This is a genomic window from Pseudomonas sp. RG1 (assembly GCF_025910115.1).
GTDB classification, from domain to species: domain Bacteria; phylum Pseudomonadota; class Gammaproteobacteria; order Pseudomonadales; family Pseudomonadaceae; genus Aquipseudomonas; species Aquipseudomonas atacamensis.
Genome location: NZ_JAPCIK010000040.1, coordinates 216,428 through 237,504 on the forward strand (window position 1 = coordinate 216,428; position 21,077 = coordinate 237,504).

23 protein-coding genes are annotated in these 21,077 nt (G+C 59.9%); 5 read left to right on the forward strand and 18 right to left on the reverse strand.

What is annotated here, in order from left to right:
- Positions 1 to 172: 172 nt before the first annotated feature.
- The 5 genes from OK411_RS20410 to OK411_RS20430 all read right to left on the reverse strand — a co-directional run bounded on the left by OK411_RS20410 (position 173) and on the right by OK411_RS20430 (position 3,936).
- Positions 173 to 985 carry an OmpA family protein gene (locus OK411_RS20410; protein ID WP_016770951.1) on the reverse strand — a complete coding sequence of 271 codons (813 nt, stop codon included), beginning with the start codon at positions 983 to 985 and terminating at the stop codon, positions 173 to 175.
- On the reverse strand, positions 982 to 1,344 hold the full coding sequence (locus OK411_RS20415; RefSeq protein WP_038860459.1) for a DUF4398 domain-containing protein: 363 nt from the start codon (positions 1,342 to 1,344) through the stop codon (positions 982 to 984). Before OK411_RS20415 ends, OK411_RS20410 begins: the two co-directional genes overlap by 4 nt.
- A 9-nt stretch (positions 1,345 to 1,353) precedes the next feature.
- Complete coding sequence (locus OK411_RS20420; RefSeq protein WP_264365603.1) at positions 1,354 to 2,175, reverse strand: substrate-binding periplasmic protein; 822 nt, start codon at positions 2,173 to 2,175, stop codon at positions 1,354 to 1,356.
- Positions 2,176 to 2,256: 81 nt separating this feature from the next.
- Positions 2,257 to 3,186 (reverse strand): electron transfer flavoprotein subunit alpha/FixB family protein, encoded by a 930-nt coding sequence (locus OK411_RS20425; protein ID WP_016770954.1) that lies wholly within the window; start codon positions 3,184 to 3,186, stop codon positions 2,257 to 2,259.
- Complete coding sequence (locus tag OK411_RS20430) at positions 3,187 to 3,936, reverse strand: electron transfer flavoprotein subunit beta/FixA family protein (RefSeq protein WP_007908338.1); 750 nt, start codon at positions 3,934 to 3,936, stop codon at positions 3,187 to 3,189.
- A gap of 550 nt (positions 3,937 to 4,486) precedes the next feature.
- Between OK411_RS20430 and OK411_RS20435 the strand changes: the two genes are divergently transcribed.
- Entirely contained in the window at positions 4,487 to 6,151 is a 1,665-nt protein-coding gene (locus OK411_RS20435) for an electron transfer flavoprotein-ubiquinone oxidoreductase (RefSeq protein WP_264365604.1), read from the forward strand.
- Positions 6,152 to 6,335: 184 nt separating this feature from the next.
- On the opposite strand, the gene OK411_RS20440 is transcribed toward OK411_RS20435, so the two are convergent.
- A complete protein-coding gene (locus tag OK411_RS20440) occupies positions 6,336 to 7,226 on the reverse strand; it encodes an AraC family transcriptional regulator (RefSeq protein ID WP_024013897.1) in 891 nt (296 codons plus the stop codon).
- A gap of 190 nt (positions 7,227 to 7,416) precedes the next feature.
- Here OK411_RS20440 and OK411_RS20445 point away from each other — a divergent pair, with 190 nt between their 5' ends.
- The gene (locus OK411_RS20445; protein WP_016770957.1) at positions 7,417 to 8,469 is read left to right on the forward strand and encodes an NAD(P)-dependent alcohol dehydrogenase; all 1,053 of its coding nucleotides are present in this window, start codon (positions 7,417 to 7,419) and stop codon (positions 8,467 to 8,469) included.
- Positions 8,470 to 8,480: 11 nt separating this feature from the next.
- On the opposite strand, the gene OK411_RS20450 is transcribed toward OK411_RS20445, so the two are convergent.
- The 10 genes from OK411_RS20450 to OK411_RS20495 all read right to left on the reverse strand — a co-directional run bounded on the left by OK411_RS20450 (position 8,481) and on the right by OK411_RS20495 (position 16,925).
- Positions 8,481 to 9,284: an IclR family transcriptional regulator gene (locus tag OK411_RS20450; protein ID WP_016770958.1), complete on the reverse strand. Its 804-nt coding sequence runs from the start codon at positions 9,282 to 9,284 to the stop codon at positions 8,481 to 8,483.
- A 61-nt stretch (positions 9,285 to 9,345) separates the two neighbouring features.
- A complete protein-coding gene (locus tag OK411_RS20455; protein WP_264365605.1) occupies positions 9,346 to 10,656 on the reverse strand; it encodes an MFS transporter in 1,311 nt (436 codons plus the stop codon).
- 191 nt (positions 10,657 to 10,847) lie between these two features.
- Positions 10,848 to 11,996 carry a galactonate dehydratase gene (dgoD, locus tag OK411_RS20460; protein WP_016770960.1) on the reverse strand — a complete coding sequence of 383 codons (1,149 nt, stop codon included), beginning with the start codon at positions 11,994 to 11,996 and terminating at the stop codon, positions 10,848 to 10,850.
- 62 nt (positions 11,997 to 12,058) lie between these two features.
- Positions 12,059 to 12,679, reverse strand: a complete 621-nt coding sequence (locus OK411_RS20465; protein WP_073472308.1) for a 2-dehydro-3-deoxy-6-phosphogalactonate aldolase — start codon at positions 12,677 to 12,679, stop codon at positions 12,059 to 12,061.
- Positions 12,680 to 12,698: 19 nt separating this feature from the next.
- Complete coding sequence (locus tag OK411_RS20470) at positions 12,699 to 13,688, reverse strand: 2-dehydro-3-deoxygalactonokinase (protein WP_264365606.1); 990 nt, start codon at positions 13,686 to 13,688, stop codon at positions 12,699 to 12,701.
- Between the two features lie 210 nt (positions 13,689 to 13,898).
- The gene (locus OK411_RS20475; RefSeq protein ID WP_136492939.1) at positions 13,899 to 14,393 is read right to left on the reverse strand and encodes a hypothetical protein; all 495 of its coding nucleotides are present in this window, start codon (positions 14,391 to 14,393) and stop codon (positions 13,899 to 13,901) included.
- Positions 14,386 to 15,126 carry an alpha/beta hydrolase gene (locus OK411_RS20480; protein WP_264365607.1) on the reverse strand — a complete coding sequence of 247 codons (741 nt, stop codon included), beginning with the start codon at positions 15,124 to 15,126 and terminating at the stop codon, positions 14,386 to 14,388. Before OK411_RS20480 ends, OK411_RS20475 begins: the two co-directional genes overlap by 8 nt.
- 6 nt (positions 15,127 to 15,132) lie before the next feature.
- Positions 15,133 to 15,627, reverse strand: a complete 495-nt coding sequence (locus OK411_RS20485; protein ID WP_076563791.1) for a PAAR domain-containing protein — start codon at positions 15,625 to 15,627, stop codon at positions 15,133 to 15,135.
- Positions 15,624 to 16,286: a hypothetical protein gene (locus OK411_RS20490; protein ID WP_319636919.1), complete on the reverse strand. Its 663-nt coding sequence runs from the start codon at positions 16,284 to 16,286 to the stop codon at positions 15,624 to 15,626. The genes OK411_RS20485 and OK411_RS20490 overlap by 4 nt, the downstream gene beginning before the upstream one ends.
- A gap of 159 nt (positions 16,287 to 16,445) precedes the next feature.
- A complete protein-coding gene (locus OK411_RS20495; protein WP_041479417.1) occupies positions 16,446 to 16,925 on the reverse strand; it encodes a GNAT family N-acetyltransferase in 480 nt (159 codons plus the stop codon).
- A gap of 387 nt (positions 16,926 to 17,312) precedes the next feature.
- Between OK411_RS20495 and OK411_RS20500 the strand changes: the two genes are divergently transcribed.
- The 3 genes from OK411_RS20500 (at position 17,313) to OK411_RS20510 (ending at position 18,401) form a co-directional block, all read left to right on the forward strand.
- A complete protein-coding gene (locus tag OK411_RS20500) occupies positions 17,313 to 17,657 on the forward strand; it encodes a hypothetical protein (RefSeq protein ID WP_071173201.1) in 345 nt (114 codons plus the stop codon).
- A gap of 44 nt (positions 17,658 to 17,701) precedes the next feature.
- Complete coding sequence (locus OK411_RS20505; protein WP_024013907.1) at positions 17,702 to 17,959, forward strand: hypothetical protein; 258 nt, start codon at positions 17,702 to 17,704, stop codon at positions 17,957 to 17,959.
- 61 nt (positions 17,960 to 18,020) lie between these two features.
- Positions 18,021 to 18,401: a Rho termination factor N-terminal domain-containing protein gene (locus OK411_RS20510; protein ID WP_264365609.1), complete on the forward strand. Its 381-nt coding sequence runs from the start codon at positions 18,021 to 18,023 to the stop codon at positions 18,399 to 18,401.
- Between the two features lie 114 nt (positions 18,402 to 18,515).
- Here OK411_RS20510 and OK411_RS20515 read toward each other — a convergent pair whose 3' ends face one another.
- Both OK411_RS20515 and OK411_RS20520 read right to left on the reverse strand, forming a co-directional pair.
- Positions 18,516 to 19,445 carry a PfkB family carbohydrate kinase gene (locus OK411_RS20515; RefSeq protein ID WP_264365610.1) on the reverse strand — a complete coding sequence of 310 codons (930 nt, stop codon included), beginning with the start codon at positions 19,443 to 19,445 and terminating at the stop codon, positions 18,516 to 18,518.
- Positions 19,438 to 20,904 (reverse strand): purine-cytosine permease family protein, encoded by a 1,467-nt coding sequence (locus OK411_RS20520; RefSeq protein WP_264365611.1) that lies wholly within the window; start codon positions 20,902 to 20,904, stop codon positions 19,438 to 19,440. Before OK411_RS20520 ends, OK411_RS20515 begins: the two co-directional genes overlap by 8 nt.
- Positions 20,905 to 21,077 lie beyond the last annotated feature (173 nt).

Sequence of the window (21,077 nt, forward strand, 5' to 3'; positions counted from 1 at the left end):
ATTCTTGTCTGAAACAATACCGGAACAGTTTAGAAGTGTACTGGGACAGTTGCCAGATTACTCGACCGTACAGTGCGGTGTCTGCCCCATCTGTACGGTTTTGCGCGGCAATCGACAGACACAAAAAAGCCCGGCACTGCATGACAGTCCGGGCTTTCCAGAGACGCAGCCCTCAGCGGGCGGCGCCGAGCTGGCCTTTTTCGTCAGAAAACACAATTTCCACACGGCGGTTCTGCGCCCGTCCACGCTCGGAGGCGTTGGCGTCGACCGGGAACTGGTCGCCGTAACCTTCGACCTGAATGCGTTTTTCGTCGATACCCAGATCGACCAGCACGTCAGCCACCGATTGCGCACGATCGCGGGACAGTTTGAGGTTTTCCTGTCTGCCACCGGTGCTGTCGGTGTAACCCTCAATGCGCACCACGCGCTTGGGGTTCAGTTGCAGGAACTGGACGATCTTCAGCACGACGCGGTTGGCTGAATTTTTCAGTTCCGCCTGGCCGGTGTCGAACAACACGTCGCCGAGGGTCATCACCAGGCCGCGATCAGTCTGCGTGGTCGCCAGCGCGACGATCTGTTCCTCCAGCCACTTGCCTTGTTGCTGCACGCTGAGCAGTTTCGATTCGCGCAGGGCCAGTTGCAGACGCTGACGCTCAAGCTCGAGCTTGGCGGCGCGTTCCTCGTTGAGCGCCTGGTTGGTGTGCTCGCGGGCGATTTCGCTGTAGCGCTGGCTCAGGTAGGCGTAATGCACCACGTCGGCACCGCTGCCCCAATAGGTCGACAGCCGATCAGCGCGGGCCAGGGATTCGCCGGCGCGGATCACGTCTTTCGGCGCGATGCGCAGCACGTTGGAATCTTCCTTGACCTTCTGGAAATCTGCGCCGGCCTGTTGCAGCGCCGCCTCGCTGTGCTGTCCGGCGCAGCCGTAGAGGCTGGCGCAACCGGCGAGAAGCAGAATGCCGAGAGCATTGGACTTGAGGTTCATTGTGCTTCCCCCAGTTGCAGCTGCTTGCGCAGGCGGACAATGCGGGTATTGAGCACATTCAGCTGTTCTTCACTTTTTTTCGTCAGCACCTTGGCCTCGGCCAGACGCGCATCCAGTTCGGCCTGCTCGGCACGCATGCGCGCGTTGCGATAGGACTCGTCGGCCATGCTGCCTTTGGCGCGGTTGTATTTTGTTTCGGCCAGTTGCATTTCCGGCACTTCGTCAGCGGTGGCGCCGACTGCCTTGGCCTGCACGATGGCTTGTTCGGTCAAACGCATTTGTTCACTGGGTGCCGGATCGGATGCGCACCCGGCCAGGGCCAGAACGGCCACAGCCGCGAAAAGAGGTCGAATACTCACTAAGAATCCCTACTGTTTTGGGGCACTGACAGGTTGTGGCGGCTGTTGCTGTTGCGCCTTCCAGCGCTCGATGTTGCGTTGCAGCGCGGCTTCCGTCAGTCCGGACGCGGGCAATTCTGTCATCTTTTTGGCGAGCTGTCCGCGCAACCACGGATCGTTGCAGGCCGAGTTATGCGAAACCGCGAGGAACAGACCCGGCCGGTCGATGGGTTGTTCGAACGCCAACAGATCGCTGGTCATGCCCAATGTCTGCGCGGCGGCCAGGCCTGAGTAACGGCCGGCGAGGACATATTCCACCTCGCCCAACAGCAACTTCTGTAGTGCCTCGGTAAGGTTTGCTGTGCGGGTCAGGGTCAGATTCTGCTCGGCGAAAGTGCCGAATGCCTGGGTCATCCGCGACTTTTCCGACACCGCGCCGGCATGGCCTTTCAGGTCGCTGGCCTCGGCATAGGTCAGCGTCGAGCCTTTGCGCGTCCACACCAGATAGTCGTTTTCCAGCAGTGGCGGATGGATGTAGTCAAGGTTTTCCAGCTCAGTCACGGTCAGCGGCGCGTCGGCCAGCATGTCCATGCGCCCGCTGCGCACTTCATCGAGGGCCTGTGAGCGTTTGCCGGCGTAGAGCAGGTCGACTTTGATGCCCAGATCTTTGGCCACTTGCTGCAACAAGTCAGCACTGGCGCCGATCAGGCGCTTGGGGTTTTGCGGGTCCTGCCACAAGTAGGGCGGCGCGTCCGGGCTGCCGGTGACGACCAGGCGCTCGCACTTGCCAGCGGCCAAGGCCAAACCTGGCAACAGCAACCATCCCAACAACCATCCGCAGCGCAGATCCATGGCAAAACGCTCCCGCTTGAAATTCGAGACAAAAAAAAGCCCGACCAACAGGCCGGGCTCTTTATAAGTGAAGCCGCCGGATTAGACCAGCTTCTCCAGCTCAGGTACTGCTTCGAACAGATCCGCCACGAGACCGTAATCGGCCACCTGGAAGATCGGCGCTTCTTCGTCCTTGTTGATCGCAACGATCACCTTGGAGTCTTTCATGCCGGCCAGATGCTGGATCGCGCCGGAGATACCGACGGCGATGTACAGCTGTGGCGCAACGATCTTGCCGGTCTGACCGACCTGCATGTCGTTCGGTACGAAACCTGCGTCGACCGCAGCGCGCGAGGCGCCCACAGCAGCGCCGAGCTTGTCGGCCAGCGCGTACAGGTGTTTGAAGTTGTCACCGTTCTGCATGCCGCGACCGCCGGAAACGACGATCTTGGCAGCGGTCAGCTCAGGACGGTCGGACTTGGCCAGCTCTTCGCTGACGAAGCTCGAAGTACCGGCGTCGTGCGCAGCGCCAACGGCTTCAACGGCAGCCGAACCACCTTCAGCAGCAACCGGATCGAAACCGGTGGCACGCACGGTGATCACCTTGATCGCAGCAGTCGATTGCACGGTAGCGATGGCGTTACCGGCGTAGATCGGGCGCTTGAAAGTGTCAGCGCTTTCGACCGAGATGATCTCGGAGATCTGGTCAACGTCCAGCGCAGCAGCAACGCGCGGCAGGATGTTTTTGCCGTTGGAAGTGGCGGCAGCGAGGATGTGGCTGTAGCCAGCGCCCAGCTCTGCAACCAGCGGAGCAACGTTTTCCGGCAACTGATGCGCGTAGGCGGCATTGTCAGCGTTGAGGACTTTGCTCACGCCAGCGATTTTCGCCGCGGCTTCGGCCACCGGGCCTGCGCCCTGACCTGCTACCAGAACGTGGATGTCGCCGCCGATTTTGGCAGCAGCGGCCACGGTGTTCAGTGTGGCCGGGGCCAGCACTTTGTTGTCGTGTTCAGCAATAACCAAGATAGTCATTTAGATTACCTTCGCTTCGTTCTTGAGTTTTTCAACCAGTTCAGCCACCGACTTGACCTTGATGCCCGCGCTGCGTGCAGCCGGCGCTTCGACTTTCAGGGTCTTGTTGGTGGAGGCGGTGGAAACGCCCAAAGCGTCCGGAGTCAGCACTTCGAGAGGCTTCTTCTTGGCTTTCATGATGTTTGGCAAGGACGCGTAGCGCGGCTCGTTCAAACGCAGGTCGGTGGTGACGATGGCTGGCAGTTTCAGCGAAACGGTCTGCGCGCCGCCGTCGATTTCGCGGGTCACGGCAACGCTGTCGCCGGAGACTTCGACTTTCGAAGCGAAGGTGCCCTGACCGTAGCCGCTCAGTGCCGCGAGCATCTGGCCGGTCTGGTTGTTGTCGCTGTCGATCGCCTGTTTGCCAAGAATCACCAGCTGCGGCTGTTCCTTGTCGACAACAGCCTTGAGCAGCTTGGCCACGGCCAGCGAGGTCAGGTCTTCAGCGGATTCGACGAGGATGGCGCGATCGGCACCCAGAGCCAGTGCGGTACGCAGCTGCTCCTGAGCGGTGGTCGGGCCGATGGAGACGACGACGATTTCAGTCGCAACGCCCTTCTCTTTCAGGCGTACGGCTTCTTCCACGGCGATTTCGCAGAATGGGTTCATCGACATCTTGACGTTGGCGAGGTCGACGCCGGAATTGTCCGCCTTGACGCGGACCTTGACGTTGTAATCCACAACGCGTTTGACAGCTACAAGAACCTTCATGGATTCCTCGTTACTCTCCGGTGAAAAGAAAGTCGCCTAGGCGAACCTGGCGGATGATGCTCATCGGGCGACAAGGGCACCTCTAAAAACGCCGGCTTGAATGTGAGGTGATTCACTTCGCGAAGGGAGGTGACCGTTCGTCAGGGGTGACTGTCGGGTCATTCATTCTCACGCTGTGTAAACTGCGCGCCGGACTTGCGCTGCGCATCACCGTCTACTGCCTGTGCCCTGTCTTTAGAGGTGCTCTTGAAACCGCCAGTCTGCCTACGGCGAGCGCAAAACCGCCCGTATCTTGACCGGAACGCCCATTCTGGTCAATACGCCAAAATGCCCTGTCATAAGCCGCGCTTCTTTGATTTATCAGGGCTGGAGGCGATTCAAACAAACGTTTGTATTGGACGCTCGGAGTGGTGTAGATATAATGCGCCGCCTAGAGAGAAAGGTGGATTCGCCAATATTCCCTTTGACGTTAACGTAAAGGCAATACGGATGCGAGATCAAACCTCCATATTAGAAAAAAAACTGTTGAGCCTTGAGTAGGAGATAGCCTGTGGAACGCGAATACATGGAATTCGACGTCGTCATCGTCGGTGCCGGCCCCGCTGGTCTGTCCGCCGCCTGCCGCTTGAAGCAGAAGGCCGCTGACGCCGGTAAGGAAATCAGCGTCTGCGTGGTCGAAAAAGGCTCCGAAGTCGGTGCACACATCCTCTCCGGTGCGGTATTCGAACCCCGCGCCCTGAACGAACTGTTCCCGGACTGGAAAGAGCTCGGCGCGCCGCTGAACACGCCCGTCACACGCGATGACATTTTCGTGCTGAAAAACGCTGACAGCGCGCAGAAGATTCCTGACTTCTTTGTGCCCAAGACCATGCACAACGAAGGCAACTACATCATCTCCCTGGGCAACCTGTGCCGCTGGCTGGCTCAGCAGGCGGAAAACCTAGGTGTTGAAATCTACCCGGGTTTCGCCGCTCAGGAAGCGCTGATCGATGAAAACGGTGTGGTGCGCGGGATCATCACCGGTGATCTGGGCGTCGACCGTGAAGGCAACCCGAAAGAAGGCCTGTACACCCCAGGCATGGAACTGCGTGGCAAATACACGCTGTTCGCTGAAGGCTGCCGTGGCCACATCGGCAAGCAACTGATCAAGCGCTACAACCTCGACAGCGATGCCGACGTTCAGCACTACGGCATTGGTCTGAAAGAGATCTGGGAAATCGACCCGGCCAAGCATCAGCCAGGCCTGGTGGTGCACACCGCCGGCTGGCCGCTGGACATCATGGGCACCGAGAACACCGGCGGCTCGTTCCTCTATCACCTGGAAAACAATCAGGTGGTGGTCGGTCTGATCGTCGACCTGTCCTACAGCAACACTTACCTGTCGCCGTTCGATGAGTTCCAGCGCCTCAAGCATCACCCGGTGCTCAAGCAATATCTGGAAGGCGGCAAGCGCGTCAGCTATGGCGCCCGCGCCATCGCCAAGGGCGGCCTGAACTCGCTGCCGAAAATGGTCTTCAAGGGCGGCGCGCTGATCGGTTGCGACCTCGGCACCCTGAACTTCGCCAAGATCAAAGGCAGCCACACGGCGATGAAGTCCGGCATGCTCGCGGCGGAATCGGTGGCAGATGCGCTGTTCGCCGAGCAGGATTGCACCGTCGAACTGACCACTTACGTCGACGCATTCAAGAACAGCTGGCTGCACGAAGAACTGTTCGCCAGCCGTAACTTCGGCCCGGCGATTCACAAGTACGGCGCGATCATCGGCGGTGGTTTCAACTGGCTGGACCAGAACATCTTCGGCGGCAAACTGCCGTTCACCCTGCGCGACACCAAACCGGATTACGCCTGCCTCAAGCTCGCGGCCGACTGCAAGAAGATCGATTACCCGAAACCTGACGGCAAACTGAGTTTCGACAAACTCAGCTCGGTGTTCATCTCCGGTACCAACCACGAAGAAGAGCAGCCGTGCCACTTGAAGCTGACCGATCCGAGCATCCCGATCAGCAAAAACCTGCCGCTGTACGACGAACCGGCGCAGCGTTACTGCCCGGCCGGCGTATACGAAGTGATCACCAAGGAAGACAGCGAGAAGCGTTTCCAGATCAACGCCCAGAACTGCGTGCACTGCAAGACCTGTGACATCAAGGACCCTGCGCAGAACATCACCTGGGTGGCGCCGGAAGGTGCCGGCGGCCCGACTTACCCGAACATGTAAGTCGAAACGCTGAACAACAAGGCTCCCGACATGGGGGCCTTTTTGTTGCCCAAAATTCCTCTGCCACCACAAGACAACTGTGGGAGCGAGCCTGCTCGCGAAAGCGGTGTGTCATATGAAAATGATGTCGACTGATACACCGCCTTCGCGAGCAGGCTCGCTCCCACAGGAGAATATCGTCGGTTCAGGCAGCGCGCTCTTCCCCCGGGCTGCGTTCGAAGTAGCGCTTGTATTCGCGGCTGAACTGCGACGTGCTCTGATACCCCACCCGATGCGCCACCTGCGCCACGCCCAGCCCCTCCGCCACCAGCAGCGTCTGCGCCTTCAACAAGCGTAAACGCTTCAGATACTGCACCGGCGACAACAGCGTGCTGCGCTTGAAATGCTCATGAAAGGTCGACACGCTCATGTTCGCGCAACTGGCCAGTGTCTCGACATTCAGCGGCTCGGTGTAATGCGCATGCAGATGGCTGATCGACGCCGCCACCCGGGCGAATTGCCCTTGTTGCTCGACCAATGCCCGCAACACATCCGCTTGCGGCCCGCGCAGCGCGACGAACAATAACTCGCGGACCCGCGCCGGGCCGAGAATCTGGCATTCCAGCGGATCGTGCAGACAGCTGAGCAGCCGTTCGACACAACCGCGCATGCCATCGTCGAGCACCACCGAGGTCATCGACTCCGGCGTCTGCGCCGGAATATGCCGCCCCGGCGCCAGCCCCATGGCCAGCACCAGTTCGCCGAGCAGGACACGATCGATCGCCACCGACACACCGAGCAATGGCGCATCGGGCAAGGCAAAGGTTTCGCATTCGAACGGCACCGGCAGCGCCTGGATCAGGTAATGCCCGGCGCCGTACTCCATGGTTCGTGGGCCGAGGAACGCCAGTTTGCTGCCCTGGGCGATAATCATCAGGCTCGGCTCGTAAATGTGCGGGCCACGGGCGACGTCGCAACTGGCGCGCAAAATCTGCACACCGGGCAGGCCGGTCTGGCTGTAGCCATCGCGCAGCGCCAGCGGTTCGATCAACGAAACCAGCCGGGCATTGGCATCAAGATGACGGGTCAACTGCATCGAATAGGTCTTCGTAAAATTCACGGAAAAGGGGATGAAAACATCATCGCAGATCCGCTGGCCAATGCGATCGCCGAAACCCGCATGCCGGAGGATTAGGCATGAGACCCGGAGAAATCGTCATGGCCGCACCCGCCTCTGGCGCCCAGAATTCACCGCCTCACTTGTCACTGTTTTTGCGAGGTTACCCATGTACACCGCCATCGGCTATGCCGCCCAATCGGCCACCACTCCCCTCGCCCCGATGAAATTCGAACGCCGCAGCCCGCGCGCCGACGACGTAGCGATCGAAATTCTCTATTGCGGCGTCTGCCATTCCGACATCCATCAGGCACGCAACGAATGGGGCATCGCCGTTTATCCGCTGATGCCCGGCCATGAGATTGTCGGAAAAGTCACCGCTGTCGGTGCGAATGTCACCCGTCACAAGGTAGGCGATCTGGTTGGCGTCGGCTGCATGGTCGATTCCTGCCGCAGCTGCGAAGCCTGCCAGGCGAACCTCGAGCAATATTGCCTCGAAGGCCCGACCATGACCTACGCCACCCCGGACCGGGTCGATGGCAGCAACACCATGGGCGGTTACTCCGACAGCATCGTGGTCAGCGAACACTTCGTTGTGCGCATCCCCGAGAAACTGGCTCTGGCCAGCGCCGCACCGATTCTCTGCGCCGGCATCACCACCTACTCGCCGCTCAAGCACTACGGCGTCAAGGCCGGTGACAAGGTCGGGATTCTCGGCATGGGCGGCCTCGGCCACATGGGCATCAAGTTCGCCAAGGCGATGGGCGCGGAAGTCACGCTGTTCACCCGCTCGGCGAGCAAGGCTGAAGAAGGTCGCCGTCAGGGCGCCGATCACGTCATCGTCTCCACCGATGCCGAGCAGATGAAGGCCGCGGCCGGTTACTTCGACTTCCTGCTCGACACCATTCCGGTGCAACACGATTTGAACCCGTACCTCGACACCCTGCGTTTCGACGGTGTGCACATTCTGGTCGGCCTGATCGAGCCGGTGAACCCGCCCGTCCACGCCGGCAAACTGGTGATGAGCCGCCGCGTGCTGGCCGGTTCCTTGATCGGCGGTATCGCCGAGACCCAGGAAGTGCTGGATTTCTGCGCCGAGCACAACATCACCTGCGACATCGAAATGCTCGACATCCGCCAGATCAACGAAGCCTACGCGCGGATGATTGCCGGTGATGTGAAGTACCGCTTCGTCATCGACATGGCCACGCTGAAGGCTTAAACCTTCACGGCTTACACCTTCAAGCCCAGCTCCGCCGACAGCCGGGTTGTGACCCCTTTCAGCAGGGGAATCAACTCGGCCATTTTTTCCAGCGGCATATACGGCACGGTGCTGGCGATACTGATCGCCGCGACTATGCCCTTGCTCGCATCACGAATCGGCGCCGCCACACAGCGGATCGACGGTTCGTTGTCTTCCAGATCGAACGCGTAGCCACCGGCAACGTATTCGCCCATGCGCTGCTCAAGCTGTTCCCACGACTGCTGGGGATGCTGCGGCCAGAACTGACTTTTGCCACCCGCCGGCAGGCTGATGTCGTACAGCCGCCGCCAATCCTGCGGCGAATCATCGAGCATCAACGCCTTGCCGATCCCGGTGCGTACCAGCGGCATGCGATGGCCAACCCGCGAGCGCATTTCCGGCCCGTTGCGTCCGGGGTTCTTCAATAGATACAGCACTTCGTCGCCTTCGCGGATTCCGAGGTGCACCGTATCGCCGGTCAGCGCCGACAACTCATCCAGATACGGCCCGGCCAACGTCACCAGCGGCAACTCTTCGCGGGCCTGAAAGCCCAGTTCGATCAGTTTCGGCCCGAGCAGATAACCGATCTGCGGCACCACGCGCAGATAACGCTCGTCGACCAGGCAACTGGCCAGACGATGGGTGGTGCTGCGCGTGGTGCCGATCAGCCGGGCGATCTCCTTGAGATCACGCGCGCCACTGGCCACCGCCTGCACCACACCGAGGCCGCGCAGCAGCGTCTGGGTGCCGGTGGGCGCGGCGTCCTTGGTTTTTTCCGGGGCGTCTTCCTGCATATCCAGCCTTTTACCGTTGAGCGAAGGAACGGGCGGCATTATGGTCGCCCGAGACTGAGCACTACAACTCGATACGCTCGACCGTGCCCACCAGCAGCACGTAGGACAAGGCACCGACCAGTGCGAGCACGGCGATGTAGGTGATCGCCGGAGCGAACGAATCGCCGCTGGCGAGGAAGCCGATCACGATCGGCGTAGCGATCGCCGAAAGATTGCCGATGAAGTTGAACACGCCACCGGTCAGGCCGAGCAACCGCGCCGGTGCCAGCGTCGACACCAGCGACCAGGTGATCGACGCCAGACCGTTGCCGAAAAATGCCAGGGCGAGGAAGGCAATCACCAGCGGCGTCGACTCGACAAAGTTGGCGCCGATGATCGAGGTCGAAATCAACAGCCCGCCAATGATCGGCAACTTGCGCGCGAACCCGACGCTGTAACCACGGCGGATCAACCAGTCGGAAAAGAACCCCGAGCACAAAACACCGACGAACGCGGCAAGAAACGGCAGCGACGCCAGGAGGCCGGATTTAATGAAGTCCATGCCACGGTACTTCACCAGGTAAGTCGGGAACCAGGTGAGGAAGAACCACAGCGTCGAGTTCAGGCAGAACTGGCCGAGGTAGATGCCCCACAACTTGCGCTTGCTGAGGACGATGCCCAGATCGGTCCAGCTGAACTTGGCTTTGACCTTGGCTGTCTCGGCCTGGATATCGACCAGCCCGCCACCTTCGCGGATCAGGTCGATTTCCGCCTGGTTGGTGCCTTTGAAATCGCGCGGCTCGCGATACACCGCGTACCAGATCAGCGCCCAGAGAATGCCCACCGCGCCGGTGGCGACGAACACCATGTGCCAGCCGAATGCATGTTGCAGCCACGCCAGCACCGGGGTCAGGAAGGCCAGACCGACAAACTGCCCGGAGGTGTAGAAACCGATCGCCGTGGCGCGCTCGCGCTCAGGAAACCAGGTGGTGACCACGCGGCTGTTGATCGGATAGGCGGGCGCTTCCAGCGCACCGACGGCCATGCGCAGCACGAACAGCGCGATGAAGCTGCTGACGAATCCGAGCATCACTGTGGCCACCGACCACAGCAGCAGCGCGACGCTGTAAAGGATGCGCGGCGGCACGCGATCGACCAGCCAGCCGCCGGGGATCTGCATCGCGGCGTAAGTCCAGCCGAAGGCGGAGAAGATCAGACCGACATGAACCGGATCGATGCCCAGCTCACTGGTCAGCGCCGGCGCGGCAATCGACAGGTTGCTGCGGTCCAGGTAGTTGATGACCACGGTGATGAACAGCAACACCATGATGAAAAATCGCTTGCGGCTAGGCGTGACTAAAGACGCCTGCCCGGAGAGGGTGTGCGTTTGCATGAGAGATGCCTCTTTTTATGTTTGTTGAGGTCATGACGCAGATCTCCTCTCCCTCGGAGAACTGATCGTTCCCACGCTCGGCGTGGGAATGCAGCCCGGGACGCTCCGCGTCCCAGCAGCGGACGCAGAGCGTCCATTGAGGCATTCCCACGCAGAGCGTGGGAACGATCTGATGCTAGCGAGTCAGAGACTCACCACTCGGCAAAGCTGCCATCGGCATGGCGCCAGATCGGGTTGCGCCAGCGGTGGCCGACGGCGGCACGCTCGATCACGTATTCCTCGTTGATCTCGATGCCCAGCCCTGGGCCGTTCGGAATCTTCACGAAGCCCTGGTCGTAGTCGAACACGCGCGGATCCTTCACATAGTCGAGCAAGTCGTTGCTCTCGTTGTAATGGATGCCCAGGCTCTGCTCCTGGATAAACGCGTTGTAACAAGCCGCGTCCAGTTGCAAACAGGCCGCCAGCGCGATCGGTCCCAGCGGGCAATGCAGCGCCAGCGCGACGTCGTAGGCTTCGGCCATGTTGGCGATCTTGCGGGTTTCGGTGATGCCGCCAGCGTGGGAGGCATCCGGCTGGATAATGTCGACGTAGCCTTCGCTCAACACCCGTTTAAAGTCCCAGCGCGAGAACAGCCGCTCGCCGAGGGCAATCGGCGTGCTGGTCAGCGGCGCCAGTTCTTTCAATGCTTCGTAGTTTTCGCTGAGCACCGGTTCTTCGATGAACATCAGTTTGTACGGGTCGAGCTCCTTCATCAGCACCTTGGCCATCGGCTTGTGCACGCGGCCGTGGAAGTCGACGCCGATACCGACGTTCGGCCCCACCGCATCACGCACGGCGGCAACGTTGGCCAGGGCGAGGTCGACTTTCTCGAAAGTGTCGAGGAACTGCAGTTCTTCGGTGCCGTTCATTTTTACCGCCGTGAAACCACGGCTCACTGCTTCTTTCGCCGCACGCGCGGTGTCGGCCGGACGGTCGCCGCCGATCCACGAATAGACACGAATCTTGTCGCGCACCTGGCCACCGAGCAGATCGCTGACCGACACGCCGAGGGCCTTGCCCTTGATGTCCCACAGCGCTTGGTCGATACCGGCCAGCGCGCTCATGTGAATCGCGCCGCCACGGTAGAAGCCACCGCGATAGAGCACGGTCCAGATGTCTTCGATATTGCGTGGGTCTTTGCCGATCAGGTAGTCGGACAATTCTTCCACCGCAGCCGCTACGGTATGCGCGCGCCCTTCGACCACAGGCTCGCCCCAACCGGTCACGCCCTCGTCGGTTTCGACCTTGAGGAAGCACCAGCGCGGCGGAACGATGAAGGTCGTGAGTTTGGTGATTTTCATCTCTGCTCTCTTTTGTAAATGCAGCTTTTATTAGATGCAGCGCACACAGCGCCCAAAAATTCTTAACGCAGGGCTTTCCAGGCAGCCACGTAGGCCTTGGCATTGACCGCCACCTGCTCGGGCGTCATGCCCGGTTTGAACAGGCCGGAACCGAGACCGAAACCTTTCACACCGGCGTCGATAAAGGCCTGCATGTTGTCCGGCGTAATGCCGCCGACCGGCGCCAGCACCGTGCCGGCTGGCAACACCGCGAGCCAGGCCTTGACGACCGCCGGGCTCATTTGCTCGGCCGGAAACAGCTTGAGAATGTCCGCGCCCTCGGCCAATGCGGCGAAGGCTTCGGTCGGCGTGGCCACGCCCGGCGACAGGTACAGGCCCGCCGCTTTCGCCGCGCGCAGAACCTTGGCATCGCTGTGCGGCATGACGATCACCTGTCCGCCAGCAGCTTTGACCTGCTCGACCTGCTCGGGGCTGAGCACCGTGCCGGCACCGATCAGGCAATCGGCGGGCAGCGCATCACGCAGGATGCGGATACTTTCGTACGGCGATGGGGAATTGAGCGGTACTTCGATGACGCGAAATCCGGCGGAATACAGGACTTCACCGACAGCCGCCGCTTCCTGCGGTTGCAGGCCACGCAGAATCGCGATCAGACCGTTTTGTGCCAGTGCTTGCTTGAGCATGTCAGGCCTCCAGTCAGGGTTAACGGGATGAGGAATCGATCAGTCCGGCGGCGCGCGCCAGTTGCCACAGGCCACGCTCGGTGGCCTGCTCGGCCAGCGTCACCTGAGCAAAGCCGCAGGCGTCGAGGGCGCGTCGATAGCGTGCGCACAATTGCGCGTTGCCGATGAGCACGATCGATGGAAGATTCGCTTGATTGCGCCGGCGCCGCTGCACGTTGGCGAGTGCGGCCAGCTCATGGCCGATCATCAGGCCGGATAGATAATCCGCTTGAGCAGTCGGGCTCAGTTCACCGGTAAGACCGAGGGTACGGGCGCTGAACAAGGTCGACAGCACACCGAGTTCGGCATCCGCCGACAGCGCGATTTGCACACCACGATCGAACGCCTGCGCATCGAAGGTCGCGCTCGGTTGCTGGGTACGGCCAAGGATGCTGTGCTCGCTGAGCACGGCGAACACTTCGCCGGTCATGAAAGTGTCGAAATGGGTGATGCGGCCGTCGACCACTTCCACCCACTTCGAGTGGCTGCCGGGCAGGCCGATCAGCAGATCATTACCCGCCTCGGCCGGCAGACTTTGCAGCACGCCGAGGACTTGGGTTTCTTCGCCACGCATTACATTCGGCAGTCGCGAACGCTGAATCACGCCCGGGACGATATGCACCGGCGTACCGCGAAGACTGACAACGGTTTGTAGGGAGTTTCCTAGATGGGCGACGTCGGCCGGCGTCTCGCAGTAAGCCGCCTCGCGCCAGCCCTGCGCACTGCCGACCATGCCGCAAGCGATTACCGGCAGATCCGGCTGCGCATCGAGCCAGTCACCACAGGCTTCGTCGAAGGCCAGTTCAAAACCATCGGCGCATTCACGGCCGTGGATGATTCGCGGGGTCTTGGGCAACTGCATGATCCCGGACGACAGCGCACGCTGCTCCAGCACCACACCGTCCGCCGCGAGTTTGTAAGCACGTAATGAGGTCGTCCCCCAATCGAGCGCGATCAATTGCGCCTGCATCGCTTCACCTGTTTTGTTTTTTGGCAGTGAGTGCGATGGACTATAAACCCGAGGGACGGGAAATCTCAATATATAAATATCGATCCCATATTTTGGGACGAGAAATCGCCCCGCTTTGGACTTGATGGGTGGATGGCTCAGTTGCGTTAGAGCATCGGTCGATGACCTAGGGAGCCGAAACTCTCACGTGACTCATCGAGCGCCCCCGACTCAGTATTTATTGACTTCTCTCATGAGATCTTTAACTGGAATCTTCATGACCTCCGATAAATAGACCTTGTAGGAGTAAGAGTTGATTCGGACTTTACAAGCTAGCGACTGTCGCCGAGCCAGCAAGGCCTTTAATTCATTGCTGCTCATTAGCGTATAACTTGTCGAATCCTTAACCTTGTAAAACATCAGATCCGCTTTGAATACCAGTCCGTCCCCTGACTTAACCGGCTCAACCCAGCCCTCGCCATATTCCTTCAGATCTTGCGGCATTGAGAAATCTGTTTTCTGGTCGAAGGAACAGAGCAGAGATTGGCTTATTTTCGATTTGAATAATTGCTCCACGTCGACATCAGAAGAGAACGTGACTGGGTAAACATTTCGATTGAGATAGCGCTCCACATTCATATATTCAATATGTGCAATCGGCCGCCCATGACTGACGGCGCATGACGCACATACCAAAAACATTGAAATCAGTAAAGATTTACGCACATTTCCTCCCTTTGAAGTGCTGTATCACTGACTGCATCAGAATATCCCTCGCTGACACTCCGCCACCTAATACGGCAATGTAGATAGCCCAGGCATCGGCATGGTTCACATCTACCCGGCCGTTGATATTCGGGCCGCTTGTCATGTCCCACTGCTCTCCAAAATCCGCCACGAGATCAGAAAAATTCCAGTCTTTGGCATCCGCTCTTACATTCACCCAATATTCAGCCTTGGGAGTAGGCTCTTTTTGATAAATATTTGATATGCCCCATACGATCTGACCCTCTCCGACGGGGTCCAGCGTAACCAATACCGGGATTCGATAGCCTCTGTCTGCCAGCACTTTAGACAAGTGAGCTCCATTCCAGCCACCCAAGCTATGCCCGATAATGTAGACCGGAGTGGTCAGATCGGGAATTTTCGCCAACACATTTGCATTAAGTCCCTCATCACTGGTGAAGGCGTTATAACCGATGTGGTGTGCGTCGTAGGTATCAGGGCAAAGGCCTTCAGCGTCCATATTCTTGATGAATATTTTCAGTGCCTCAGCCACATTATTGTTCGGTCCCGTTCCGTAATAACTCTCCTTGTCTCCCGCCCCTCCGACGAAAAATAAAACAATTTTTTTCGGGCTAACCGTAGCCTGCTTTACGGTCCCGTCGGTTTTACATGTTAATTCGTGTGTCACGACCAGTCTTTGACAGCCTTTCAATTGCGAATTTTCAGCGGCCATAGCTTCTTACTCTACGAACAATTTGATGGATTCAGGCAGGTGCGAGCTCACCGTGTGAGTGAAACCCTTGCCATCGGTAACGCCGTGTTCGACGCGTCCATCACCGCGTTGAATCGCGTAGGGATGATTCGGCATGGGCTCTCCTGTGATCTCATTGATTACTTGCATCCGGTCGTTGAAATGCACCGGCATCGGCAACAGCCCACTAAATGCTGCCCCTCCCCCACTTTGGCCGATGATCACCGTGCCCGAGCCACCGATCACGACATTGCCATGCCCACCAGTGCTATCGAGCATCGCGGCATTCAGGCCGTTGATGAAAACAGTGCCGGAGACCGCTCCGGTGATAGGGCTGCCACACGCTGATTTATCGGTCATGCGTGCAGCAGCGAGGCCGTCGAAGAATACGTCCGGCGAGCCGGAGACAATCGGGTTGGTGCCGTGACCTGGCAGTGGGCAGGCGGTTGGGTCGGTGACGCGTGCTGCGGGTTTACCACTCAATTCAAAGCTCCTTGCTTAAGGGGTGCCGGGGATGGCTGATAGATGTCGATGTCGGTCGCGGCAAAGCGCCAGCGATTGTCGACCGGGTCGAACAGAGCATGACAATGCTCACGGCTTTCAGGTGATGTCGCGGTTTGTATGGCACGCCAGGCTTCGTTGGCTTGCCAACTCAACTCGGCAGGCGTTGCATCATCAAGTTCGTTGAGCCAGGCGTTGTAGTTGCGCAGGTGATTGCGCTCATAAGTGGATTGCAGCAAGTCGCCCATTCGCACGCCGAAATCCAGATGATGCCCAGTGGTCCAACGCCCTACTTCGGAGTAGACGTGCCAGCCCATCGGGATCAACGCACCGTTTTTCAACCGAGAATGGCCGGCGAGAGCGACGAAGCCGCAACAGATGTGCAGCATCAGCCAGCCTTGATGGGCATCGATAAACGCTGTGGGATCAAAGGTTCTCAGTGCTACCACGCGGTATTCGCCGAGGCCGGCACTGCGCGACATCAACTCGGCGTCGAGCCGCGACACGAAAGCCCGAATAGCCAAGCCGCCCGTGCGCTGGGCCATGCAGAGAATTTCGACAGCCTGTCGATTCGGGTCGTCAGAAGAGCCGGTAGTTTTCACCAGACCATACAGACGCATGGACGCCTGCAGTCCGCTCATAGCTGGTCAATCATTGACGCAGCGAGGGTTCCACAGGCGCGGAGAAATTTTGCCAGAAGCATTGCAGGTGTCGTCCATGAGCGCGCAAAAATGGCGCACAGAATGCCGGACTAGAGCGGTGGCGACAACTGAATCAGCAGTAGATTGCCATCATTGTGCTCAGCCCTCGGCGAATTCGCGCAACACCTTGCCATCCATGCGATACCGCACCCATTCCTCCTGCGGTTGCGCACCGAGCGACTTGTAGAATTCGATGGCCGGGGTGTTCCATTCCAGCACGCTCCATTCGAAGCGGCCGCAGTCGTTGGCGCAGGCGATTTTTGCCAGGTGGCGCAGCAGGGTTTTGCCGGCGCCGCCGCCACGTTGTTCGGGGGTGATGTAGAGGTCTTCGAGGTACAGGCAATTGCTGCCCAGCCACGTTGAATAACTGAAGAAGAACACCGCGAAGCCAATCGGCAAGCCGTCGCGCAGGCAGATCAGGCCGTGGGCGGTGGCGCCTTCGCCGAACAGGCTGCGTTCGATGTCGGCGACGCTGGCGATGACTTCGTGACGGGCCTTCTCGAAATCTGCCAGTTCGGTGATGAAGGCGAGGATTTGCGGCGCATCGCTGGGGGTCGCCGGGCGGATTTCGATCGTCATGAACGGGCCTTGTATGCAAATTAAAGCGCCATACTAAGGCGCGCAGCGGCGCTCGTCACATGGCAAACATACTGATCTGTCCAATTTGCTGAACACTGTTGCCCTTGTGGGAGCGAGCCTGCTCGCGAAAGCATTCTGTCAGTTGAATCAACGTCTGACTGATATGACGCTTTCACGAGCAGGCTCGCTCCCACAGTTGATATCGCAAATTCTGAAAGGATGCTTATGACCGTTAACTGTTTTGCGCCGCCGGAAACACTAGCGATCGGCATCGTCTGAACAGCAGCCCCGCGACCCCGGCGAAGACCGTTCGTCGATCATCAGGCACCAATCCGTCACCAGGGCTGACCAACAAAGTGTAAGGATTCCAATCACTGGAGAAGCCCTATGATCCCGTCAAGGTTGACCGCTTTAGTCTTCAGCGCCCTGCTCTGCCCTGCGGTGTTCGCCGCCTCGTCCACGGCAGCGGGCACTGGCCCTACCGATCCGACCCCGCCACGCGCGCCCGCCATTAACAGTGCTCCCGGTATGAATACCGATGGTTCCGGCGTGCCGCTGATCAATCAGCCACCCGCCACCGGCACCGATCCGCGCACTCAAGGCAGCGATCCGGGGCGTCAGGGTGGCATGAACACGCCTGATTCTCCTGCCACTGCGCCTGACAATGCCGGCCCCGGTGTCGGCTCGAAGACCACCACTGGTGGCTCCGGTTCCGAAGGTGCCGGTCAGTAGTTCGCCGACGCGAGCGCCCTATTCACTCCCATGAAGAGGTAACCATGAACGTCGACAAAGACCTGGAAAAAGAAGTCCTCACCCGCCTGCTGCACGCGCATCCCAACGGCTTGGGCAAGGAGGTGCTGGACAATTACCGGGGCGAGAAAGTCGTGGCCAGCGCCCTCGCCGCCCTGCAGGATCGCGGGCTGATTCATCATGGTCACGTGACCTTGAGCGAAGCGGGTGAACACTCGCTGAACCTGCCGATCAAGCTCAGTTCTGCCGGCGTCGAAGCGGCGCGCAAACTGGATCTGCAGTAGTGCCAAGCCGCTCGCCGTAGAAGCGGCGAGCGGCCGGATCCGCAACTTGAGGAGAAATCCCATGCCTCGTGGAAGCAAAGACAAATACACCAGCGAACAGAAGCGCAAAGCTGAGCACATCGAAGACAGCTACGAGAAAAAAGGCGTGTCGAAAGATGAAGCTGAGGCGCGTGCCTGGGCGACGGTCAACAAACAATCCGGTGGCGGTGAGAAGTCCGGCGGCTCGGGGCGCAAGAAGCCCGCCAGTGCCAAATCGGGAGATCGCAAAGAGTCATCGCGCCGCGCGGTGGCCAGCCGCAAGGGCCATTCACGCAACAGCGAGACTTCGAAGGATACGCAGACTGTCGATAGCCTGATGAAGGAAGCCCGAGCGAAGAATATTCCGGGGCGCTCGTCGATGCGCAAGCAGGAGTTGATTGAGGCGTTGCGCAAGGCTGGCTAAGCCTGATGGCCTCATCGCTGGCAAGCCAGCTCCCACAGATTTTTCGGGTGGTTGCACTATTGCACTTACACACGAAGACCCTGTGGGAGCTGGCTTGCCAGCGATTGCGGTGCATCAGTCGCGGCAGGACTCGCGGATAAATGCGTCCACCTCACCCGCCCCCGGCGATGTCGCCGGCCCCCAGCGAGTCACCGCCAACGCGGCTGCCGCATTCGCCCGCCGCGCCGCTTCCGGTGCCTCCAACCCCTGCGCCAATCCGGCAATAAACACCCCGGCATGCGCATCACCGGCGCCATTGCTGTCCACTGCTTTGACAGCAAACCCCGGCACCTGTCGACGCTCTCCACGCTGCTGAATCCAGCAACCCTGCGGCCCGTCACGCACCACCATCAGTACATTTTCCGGCAGCAGTTCCGCGAGGCGATCCATCGCGATACCAATCTCATCGGCTCCGGTAAACCGCAGCGCCTCGACGCTGTTGCTGGTCCACACATCAATGCGCGGCAGCAACGTCTGCATCATTGGCGCATCGGGCGACTCCACCAACGGCCCCGGATCGAACACCACATTGACCGACGCCGGCAGCGCCAGCGTCCAGTCGAGCAACGCCTGCGCCTTGCCCTCGTGCAGCAGACTGTAACCGCTGAGATAAACGTAATCGCGGGGCTCGGCAGCCACACTGTTCAAATCGTCCTCGGTCACCTCGCCTTCGGCGCCGATGTAGGAAATGAAACTGCGTTCAGCCGACGCATCGGTCAGCGCCACGCACAGACCGGTATCGCGCTCGGCCGGTTCGCGGATGCCGATGCAGATACCTTCCGCCTGCATCGCTTGGCGCGCCAGGTCACCGAAACGCCCCGTGCCATGGCGACCGAGGTAAATCACCGGCAGACCGTTGCGCACCGCAGCGGCCATCACGTTGAAGCCGCCACCGGCTTCGAACCCCGCCGACTGCGCCAGCACGTCGCCGCCAATCTGCGGCAGTTTATCCACGGCCATGACCAGGTCGATGATGACCTGGCCGGTGTGCAACATCTTAGGCATGAGCATTCTCGGGTTGCGCGGCGCGGCGATCTCTCGCGCCGCCAAGGACCAGGTAAATGCCACCGGCGACGACGAAGGTCACGATCCAGCCGAGGCCGTTGTGGCCCAGCCAGGAGTCAGACAAAAAGCCCTTGAACCAGACGTTCTCCGCCGTGGTGCCGATGGTGGTAAAGCTGAAACCGAGGACGATAGCGATCGCCCAGGCACCAAACGCGCGCCACTCGATGCCGCCGCGATACCAATAGGCGCTGCTCGGGCTGACGTCGAGCAGGTCTTTAGGGCTGTAGTAGTGACGGTGAATCAGGTCGACCACGAAGATCCCGACCCAGGCAGTGATCGGCACTGCGAGCAGGGAAATGAAGGTGATGAACGGGCCGTAGAAACTGTCGGCGATCAGCATGAAGTAGATCGAGCCGGCGAAGATCGCGACGATATCCACCACCACCGCGTAGATCCGTTTGACCTTGAGGCCCAGGGTCAGCGTGGTCAGGCCGGCGGAGTACACCGACAGGTTGTTCGACAGCAGCAGACCGCCGAACGCGGTGATCAGGTACGGCACGGCCGTCCACGTCGGCAGCATGTCGCGAATCGCCACGATCGGGTCAGTCGCCGACGCCAGGTCATTGTTGCCCACCGACAACAAGCCGCCGAGGGTGATTAGCAGCACCAGCGGAATGCCCGCGCCGAAGGCCGCCGACGCCACCAGACGCACAGCCTTGACGCTGCGATGCTGATAGCGCGACATGTCCGCACCGGCGTTGGCCCAACCGATACCAGTGCCGGCGGCCATGGTGCCGATGCCGATGATCATTGCGCTCAGCGGTGCTGGCGTGGCGTTGAACACCGCGCTCCAGTCGATCGTCGCGCAGAGAAAACCACCGACGAGAATGTTCAGCGCACCGAACACATAGGTCGCCCACTTCTGGATCACCAGCAGGGTCGCGTGGCCGAGGCCGGACACCGACAAGGTCAGCAGGACGAAGATGGCGATAAAGATCAGCGTCAGTATCGGCGCACTTTTCGCCTCGACCGGCGAGCCGAACAGGATCGAACACAGCGACAGCAGCACGAACGCGGCGGTGGTGGTGTTGACGGTTTCCCAACCCAGACGCGACATCAGCGAAACCAGCGTCGGGCCGATGTTGCCGCGCACGCCGAAAATTGCCCGGGACAGCGTCAGACTCGGCGCGCGGCCACGACGCCCGGCAATCGAAATGATCCCGACCACGGCAAACGAACCGGCGGCACCAAGAATCGCGACGATGATCGCCTGCCAGATCGCCAGCCCGCGAAACGCCACCAGCGTGGCGCCCAGCGGCAGGCCGAGGATGGAAATATTTGCCGCGAACCAGACCCAGAACAGTTGCAGCGGATGACCGTTGCACTCCGCTTCCGGCACCGGCTCGATGCCCCGGGTTTCCAATTGCCCGACGCTTTGCCCGGCGGTTGATGAACTCATGAAGATGCTCCTGTTTGCCTTTTTTGTGGTTGTGGCAATGATGCAAAACGACAAGACAACCGGCCTTCCGAGGCCTGTCTGTGCGATCCATTGCTGTGTGAATTCTTTAGAAATGCGCCGCCCCTTTCGCGAGCAGGCTCGCTCCCACAAGGGAATGCATTCCAACTGTGGGA

Excerpts from the sequence above, each read along its gene's own strand:
- dgoD (WP_016770960.1), bottom strand. The coding sequence starts at position 11,996 with ATGAAAATCACCAAACTCACGACCTTCATCGTTCCGCCGCGCTGGTGC.
- OK411_RS20450 (WP_016770958.1), bottom strand. The coding sequence starts at position 9,284 with ATGCAGGAAGACGCCCCGGAAAAAACCAAGGACGCCGCGCCCACCGGC.
- OK411_RS20510 (WP_264365609.1), top strand. The coding sequence starts at position 18,021 with ATGCCTCGTGGAAGCAAAGACAAATACACCAGCGAACAGAAGCGCAAA.
- OK411_RS20465 (WP_073472308.1), bottom strand. The coding sequence starts at position 12,679 with ATGCTCAAGCAAGCACTGGCACAAAACGGTCTGATCGCGATTCTGCGT.
- OK411_RS20500 (WP_071173201.1), top strand. The coding sequence starts at position 17,313 with ATGATCCCGTCAAGGTTGACCGCTTTAGTCTTCAGCGCCCTGCTCTGC.
- OK411_RS20515 (WP_264365610.1), bottom strand. The coding sequence starts at position 19,445 with ATGCCTAAGATGTTGCACACCGGCCAGGTCATCATCGACCTGGTCATG.
- OK411_RS20520 (WP_264365611.1), bottom strand. The coding sequence starts at position 20,904 with ATGAGTTCATCAACCGCCGGGCAAAGCGTCGGGCAATTGGAAACCCGG.
- OK411_RS20480 (WP_264365607.1), bottom strand. The coding sequence starts at position 15,126 with ATGGCCGCTGAAAATTCGCAATTGAAAGGCTGTCAAAGACTGGTCGTG.
- OK411_RS20495 (WP_041479417.1), bottom strand. The coding sequence starts at position 16,925 with ATGACGATCGAAATCCGCCCGGCGACCCCCAGCGATGCGCCGCAAATC.
- OK411_RS20505 (WP_024013907.1), top strand. The coding sequence starts at position 17,702 with ATGAACGTCGACAAAGACCTGGAAAAAGAAGTCCTCACCCGCCTGCTG.
- OK411_RS20490 (WP_319636919.1), bottom strand. The coding sequence starts at position 16,286 with ATGAGCGGACTGCAGGCGTCCATGCGTCTGTATGGTCTGGTGAAAACT.
- OK411_RS20440 (WP_024013897.1), bottom strand. The coding sequence starts at position 7,226 with ATGCAGTTGACCCGTCATCTTGATGCCAATGCCCGGCTGGTTTCGTTG.
- OK411_RS20430 (WP_007908338.1), bottom strand. The coding sequence starts at position 3,936 with ATGAAGGTTCTTGTAGCTGTCAAACGCGTTGTGGATTACAACGTCAAG.
- OK411_RS20455 (WP_264365605.1), bottom strand. The coding sequence starts at position 10,656 with ATGCAAACGCACACCCTCTCCGGGCAGGCGTCTTTAGTCACGCCTAGC.
- OK411_RS20420 (WP_264365603.1), bottom strand. The coding sequence starts at position 2,175 with ATGGATCTGCGCTGCGGATGGTTGTTGGGATGGTTGCTGTTGCCAGGT.
- OK411_RS20410 (WP_016770951.1), bottom strand. The coding sequence starts at position 985 with ATGAACCTCAAGTCCAATGCTCTCGGCATTCTGCTTCTCGCCGGTTGC.
- OK411_RS20470 (WP_264365606.1), bottom strand. The coding sequence starts at position 13,688 with ATGCAGGCGCAATTGATCGCGCTCGATTGGGGGACGACCTCATTACGT.
- OK411_RS20445 (WP_016770957.1), top strand. The coding sequence starts at position 7,417 with ATGTACACCGCCATCGGCTATGCCGCCCAATCGGCCACCACTCCCCTC.
- OK411_RS20425 (WP_016770954.1), bottom strand. The coding sequence starts at position 3,186 with ATGACTATCTTGGTTATTGCTGAACACGACAACAAAGTGCTGGCCCCG.